Here is a 5,905-nt window from a genome sequence, read left to right as displayed (position 1 = left end):
GTCGGCAGCCTGAGCGCCGGATACTGCAACGAGAGCTGCAGCGGAGCCGAGAAGAAGGCTCTTAATGTTCATTTCTGACCTCCAGTTTGGATTTAGAACACTTTGTAGTGTTTAAAATTATGACAGATCCCACTAGTGGCGCTGCCTATCACTTTAATACCTACTCCAATCCTTCAATTGCAATACAGTATTCAACAGAGTGCGTTAGCTAGCATGACTCTGTTGCCCAAATGCCACAAAATTCACAGCGCCAAACCATATAAGGTTAATAAACCATTTAGAAGACATACAATAATTGACTTTTATTGCGAAAAACTACCTCTCTGGCTAATATTTTATCCACATTCAGCCGAGGCATTTTAAGGGCATTACTACCGTATGACTGATATCACCGCTACTTCCATTGCTTTGCTTTCAGATAAATTCGCTAAAGAACTATGGCCGAACGAAAAAAATTTTGTCTCGGTAGCTGGTCTCATTAATAATCTCATAAAGATTTACCCACGAGCTTTTAATCTGCTCACACAGCAGGATTATGAAACAATAGTAACCATCCTAAGCAAGCGGGGCTATAAACCTTCCACCATCAACAGACACATGAACGTCCTAACCAAGCTGCTTCGCAAGGCCATGCAAGAAGGCATTATTAACAATGTCTTGGTCTATAGAAGACTTAAAGAGAATGATGATCAGCTTCGATATCTATCCTTCGCTGAAGAAGATTTGCTACTAAAGCAGCTCGATCACATCGATACACGATATAAAATTCTGAGTATGTTCTTGATTGAAACCGGCATAACGATGAGTGAAGCCATTTCCTTGAAATGGCGCGACATTAAGGATGGATACGTCCATATTTCTGAGAATCAGCATAATCTGAGCAGAGCATTACCATTAACCGATCGCGCAAAAACTGTACTTTCACTTCTGGATACTACTGCTACAACTCCTTTCTGCGGTATAGATCCAGTTCGATTTCGAAGCGCTTGGCGCAACGCAATCAAAAACTCTGCGCTTGAAGGTGACAGTGCAATAGTACCCACAGTGTTACGTCATACTTGTGCCAGTCGCCTTATTCTCATGGGAGTTGATATTCGCATCGTGCAAAACTGGCTTGGCAATAGAAACTACAAAACAATGCTCAGATATGAAAAGCTGCTCGATCAAAGTGACTTTACAACCTGCCACATATTATTAAACAACTATCGGCTTCAAAAAACACGTCATCGTTATAATCGGTATTCTCCCGTGCTGCGAACTGAGACTCAGCCGAATGTATAATGCCCTGAGAAAGGGATCGTCTATAAAACCGCCATTGCTGGCAGGGCTAGACTGGTTCCGCCTCATGGGATCGAACCACGACCGGCGCATTCAAAGTGCGCTGCCCTACCTTTAGGCGAAGGCGGAATAACTGCACCAAGTGATCAATCTTGGCGGCCTCATAGAGGTCTTGAGCGACCAGCCAGAGGCGCATTGTTAAGAGGCGTGGCCGGTACTGTTTGAACCGTACCGGGTTTGCCGGAGGCCATTTATTTTAAGTTATGCTGCCCATGCTAGTTCGTCCAGCATGGAGTAGTATCGTTCTTCTGCCTCGGCTGGCGGTATGTTGCCGATTGGCTCCAGAAGACGACGGTTATTGAACCAATCTACCCATTCCAATGTGGCGAACTCGACAGCTTCGAAGTTGCGCCATGGCCCTCGCCGGTGGATGACCTCTGCCTTGTAAAGACCGTTGATTGTCTCGGCGAGCGCGTTATCGTAACTGTCACCCACACTTCCCACAGAAGGCTCGATGCCCGCCTCAGCCAAACGCGCAGAATACTTGATCGACAGGTATTGTGAACCGCGGTCAGAATGATGAACCAACCCTCCGCGATGGAGAGGCCGACGATCATGAATTGCTTGTTCAAGAGCGTCGAGCACGAAATCTGTATGCGCCGTCCGATTGGTTCGCCAGCCAACGATGCGGCGGGCGAAAGCGTCAATGACAAAGGCGACATAGACGAAGCCTTGCCAGGTTGCCACGTATGTGAAATCGGATAACCACAGCATGTTCGGTGCGGGCGCATAGAACTGCCGGTTTACTCGGTCAAGCGGGCACGGCGCAGTTTTGTCTGACACCGTGGTTTTGACTGGCTTACCACGAATGATGCCTTAAAGACCCATAGACCTCATAAGTCGAGCCACAGTGCAGCGGGCGACATCGAACCCCTCACGCTTCAATTGCCGCCAGACCTTGCGAACGCCATAAACGCAGAAGTTTTGCTAGAAGACACGACGTATCTCGATCTTCAGGCTGATATCGTTGCGGGTGCGGACCGACAGCCGGTTGATGTCCAGGCGCTTGGCGACGTTCTCGTAGTAGGTTGACGGGGCAATCGGCAATAATCTGCAGATCGGCTCGACCCCAAACACGCTACGGTATTCGTCAATGAATGAAATCATCGTTTGAAGGGGCGGTCGAGCTCCGCCTGGGCAAAATAAGCAGACGCTTTGCGCAATATCTCATTGGCCTGACGAAGCTCGCGATTCTCTCGCTCAAGAGCCTTCATCTTCTCGGCGACATCGCTCGGCAGGCCTGCTCGTTTACCAGTGTTGACCTCGGTCTTCTTCACCCACTCATGCAGGGTGGCTAGCGAACAACCAATCTTGGTAGCGATTGATGAAACGGCAGCCCACCGAGAAGGGTGCTCTGCTTCGTGATCCAGCACCATACGGATTGCACGTTCACGCACTTCAGGTGAAAACTTGTTCGTTGTTTTGCTCATAGTGGCCCCAATCTCTCAGAAGTTGGAGCCTCCGGCAAACCCGGTACGGTTCACTTTGTCCCACCAAATTTTTTGCAACAGATTTGTAAATCGTAGTTTGGATCTGTCACTTTTGAACAACTCGTGGAAAACAAAAGTTCTTCCAGCGTACTATTGAAGGCTTCGCACCTTGTCCAAGTCGGTTACAATTTCTCGAATAAAGTCACTTCTAAAATAACGATTATGCAAGTCTGTTTCGATTGTATATGAGAAGTTAGGGCTCAGATGATCCAATGAGTTTAGTGCCGCTTTAGCTGTGGGCAAATCGCCAAGACGACTAGCGACCGCGGCCGATAGGACCCAGTATAATTTACTGTCGGGAACTTGTTGGCTCTGTAGAAGCTGCCTAGCTTTATTTATCTCCGCGCGCCGGTATAGATCAGCTACAAGAAACAAGTGGTCTGAGGGTTGAGGATATGTGATCCATGTGATGGTTTCCTTAATTAGATCCTCGGCCTCTTGATAATTTCCAAGTGCAAAAAGTCGACTGCCTATAACCAGTCGCTCTCGCGCATTTATAGGTAGAATGAGGAGTGCTTGAGATACCGAATCTTCAAAGCTTTTGAAATCTTTCATTTGAAATTCGAGCACTATTCTCGCATGCAGGGTTAACCATGATGCAGGTGCGAGCTTTTGAGCATTCAGATAGCTTCTTCTGGCATCGTCCAACATCGCTTTGCTGATATCAATTTCCCCCCTGTCCGCAGCCGCGATACTATCTTCCACCTGAACGCACGCAAACAATGCCCAAGCCTGAGCGTAGTCCGGTTGCTCGGCGACAGTGTCAGCCAAACACCTCGACATCCACAAGCGATCGGCGTCTGTGATTGTAGTGAGTTTATTAAGTGCATGTGACACACACACATAGCCGGCACTCGGCTTGGTCGGAAGCTTCCGCCGTTCAAAGAGGCGTATAAGGGCGTCTTCCCCTACAAGTTCATGGACTAGAACGTCTATGGAGCGGCCATCACCCTTTTCGTGAATCTGCGATGACCAGAGCACCACCTCCGTGCGGGCATCAATAAGCTGCCAGTATATGACAAGACCGAACTTATCTGCGACCACCTCGCTAGTGATGATATAGATACTCTGGTAGGGTGGGAGTTTGAGGGCATTCGTCTGGACTTTGTCCGAATTTAACGTTCTTGTGATACTGTTTATATCGTAGTGATTTAGTGCACCCGACAACCGCACGGGCAGGCTCCGGGCAAACAGTTTTGATGGTTCGTCGTCTGAAATCACCGTTGAATCTTGTATTATAAGGATGGGTGCCCGCCACTGTTTTTGATCACGCAGGTCTGCTAGCTGGATACCAGCGAGGATGATTATCCCTGTGAATAAACAGACTGCAGCTATCCACAAGCCAATCTTCCGATGCCGAACAACGGAGCGGTTACTGATAGCGTTGACATCAGCCACTGATACTGAAGTCTCGCTGGCATCGAAAGAGACTTCGTAGCCAGTTGCTGTAGTTTCTAAATGGGCCGGTTTTTCAACGATGTTTGGAACGTAGCGTCCTAAAGGTAGAGAAATGACTACCGAATCATCAATCCCCTCCAGTTGGTAGTATTTCTCTAATGCGAATCTTAACCTGTTGGCGGTTGATCGTACAATTCCGTCCTGGGAGGGATCAAAATTTGTGTGACGGTTAAATACCTCAATCGCTATCGAGTATGATTTAATTCTCTCTCCACGACCTTCAATAGTTTCTATGACCACATAGCTCAAAAATTTTCTCAATTTATCTGAGCGGCTAAAGGCTCTTGATCGTAAGATTCGATCAAGCTGAGTCCTCGCCTTATTTATGTCGTCCATTAAGCCCCCCCCCTAACTGATATGCATTTTTGTGCATCCTCATCTTCGTTGCACAATGCCGCGGTAATTATTAATCTCAGACACAATTGACGCGATGCACAACAATTATTCAACAACTTGGTCTATAGTCGTAACAGTTTGTTACATCAAACACAGACATGCAGATCCGTTTGTAACCTTCCCGACGCTGCAAAATCCGTCAAATATATCTCATTCTGAACTTAAGGAATATTTATAGTTAAAGACCAAAGGCGAAGCACTTAGCACCTTGTACATTTCCGTTGTGTCGTGCGGAAAATGTGGTCTGATACATTCACGAGACAGGGGTCCTAAAGATCCACGGACGCTAGTCGTTTAGATGGAATGATGGGCGTACAGTTTTGCATGGCGTATTCGTCTGTGACTGTTTGAAACGATCAAACTTCCTAGTTCATTGGAGGAATAGATGTTTGATAATCTGGACACCAGATATGCTGACATTGTTCAGTCGGCAATTACGGAAGGGCGCGTGTTCTGCAGGGTTCAAGGCATTCACTCAACAATCAATGTGGACTGCATATTGTATGGGGAATGTCTTGCTGCTCTGCAGGGTAGAGATGGTCGCATTCACAGCGCGTTTGATTTTATTCCTGCACTTGAAGCGATACATGAAACCCCGCTGATCGACCAGTACATGCTTAACCAGATTCTTGATCGACTTGAACACGACGATGATGCTGTCCTCGGCTGTAATTTATCAGCAGATAACTTTAACAATCAAGATATATTGGCTGGAGTTCTTAAGCAAATTCAAAGTCGGCCTCGTCTGGCTCAACGCCTGGTGCTCGAGCTTACGGAAACGCAGGCTCTTCGAAGCTTATCGCTTTCCGCGCGTGCAATTATGGACTTACGCAGCCTTGGTTGCCGTTTGGCTTTGGACGACTTCGGCGCAGGTTTCGCGTCGCCGAGGCTCCTTCAGTTGATCGACTTCGACATAGTGAAGATTGATAAAGCCTTTATCCACGACATCCGGCAATCGGCGATCGGTTTCAACAGCCTGAACCACATGGTTGGGCTTGCTTCAAGCTTCGCCCCAATTGTGGTCGTCGAAGGTGTTGAGACGAAGGTGCAGTACGATGCGGTACTTGCTGCCGGGGCAACTCATGCCCAAGGGTATTTCTTCTCCATGCCGACTGCCTATAGTACGGTTGCACGTAACCATGCGAAGGTTTCATGACCCTTTGCGAAGTGAAGTGGTCCTGTTCATAAAAACAGGACCACTTCAGATCCGATTTTAAGAATAA

General features: G+C 47.5%; 3 protein-coding genes, 1 tRNA gene, 1 pseudogene and 1 other annotated feature. Of the genes and pseudogenes, 2 read left to right on the top strand and 3 right to left on the bottom strand.

The window, feature by feature from the left end; genetic code table 11:
* Positions 1-378: 378 nt before the first annotated feature.
* Positions 379-1,281, top strand: coding sequence for a site-specific integrase (locus tag A918_RS19100; protein ID WP_022709321.1), 903 nt, complete (start codon positions 379-381; stop codon positions 1,279-1,281).
* 52 nt (positions 1,282-1,333) lie between these two features.
* On the opposite strand, the gene A918_RS0101375 is transcribed toward A918_RS19100, so the two are convergent.
* From A918_RS0101375 to A918_RS0101355, 3 genes and pseudogenes are all read right to left on the bottom strand, one after another.
* Positions 1,334-1,407 (bottom strand) — tRNA-Gln (locus A918_RS0101375).
* A 132-nt stretch (positions 1,408-1,539) separates the two neighbouring features.
* Positions 1,540-2,768: pseudogene (locus A918_RS21435) on the bottom strand (IS3 family transposase).
* Positions 2,371-2,487 (bottom strand) — a sequence feature (AL1L pseudoknot). Its footprint overlaps the pseudogene before it by 117 nt.
* A 150-nt stretch (positions 2,769-2,918) precedes the next feature.
* Entirely contained in the window at positions 2,919-4,622 is a 1,704-nt protein-coding gene (locus tag A918_RS0101355) for a hypothetical protein (protein ID WP_022709320.1), read from the bottom strand.
* 445 nt (positions 4,623-5,067) lie between these two features.
* On the opposite strand from A918_RS0101355, the gene A918_RS21220 reads away from it, so the two are divergent.
* Positions 5,068-5,838 (top strand): EAL domain-containing protein, encoded by a 771-nt coding sequence (locus tag A918_RS21220; protein ID WP_022709319.1) that lies wholly within the window; start codon positions 5,068-5,070, stop codon positions 5,836-5,838.
* The last annotated feature ends 67 nt before the right edge of the window (positions 5,839-5,905 follow it).

It is taken from the genome of Pseudochrobactrum sp. AO18b (assembly GCF_000409565.1).
Lineage (GTDB): Bacteria > Pseudomonadota > Alphaproteobacteria > Rhizobiales > Rhizobiaceae > Pseudochrobactrum > Pseudochrobactrum saccharolyticum.
This window is presented reverse-complemented; position numbering and strand designations above follow the sequence as displayed.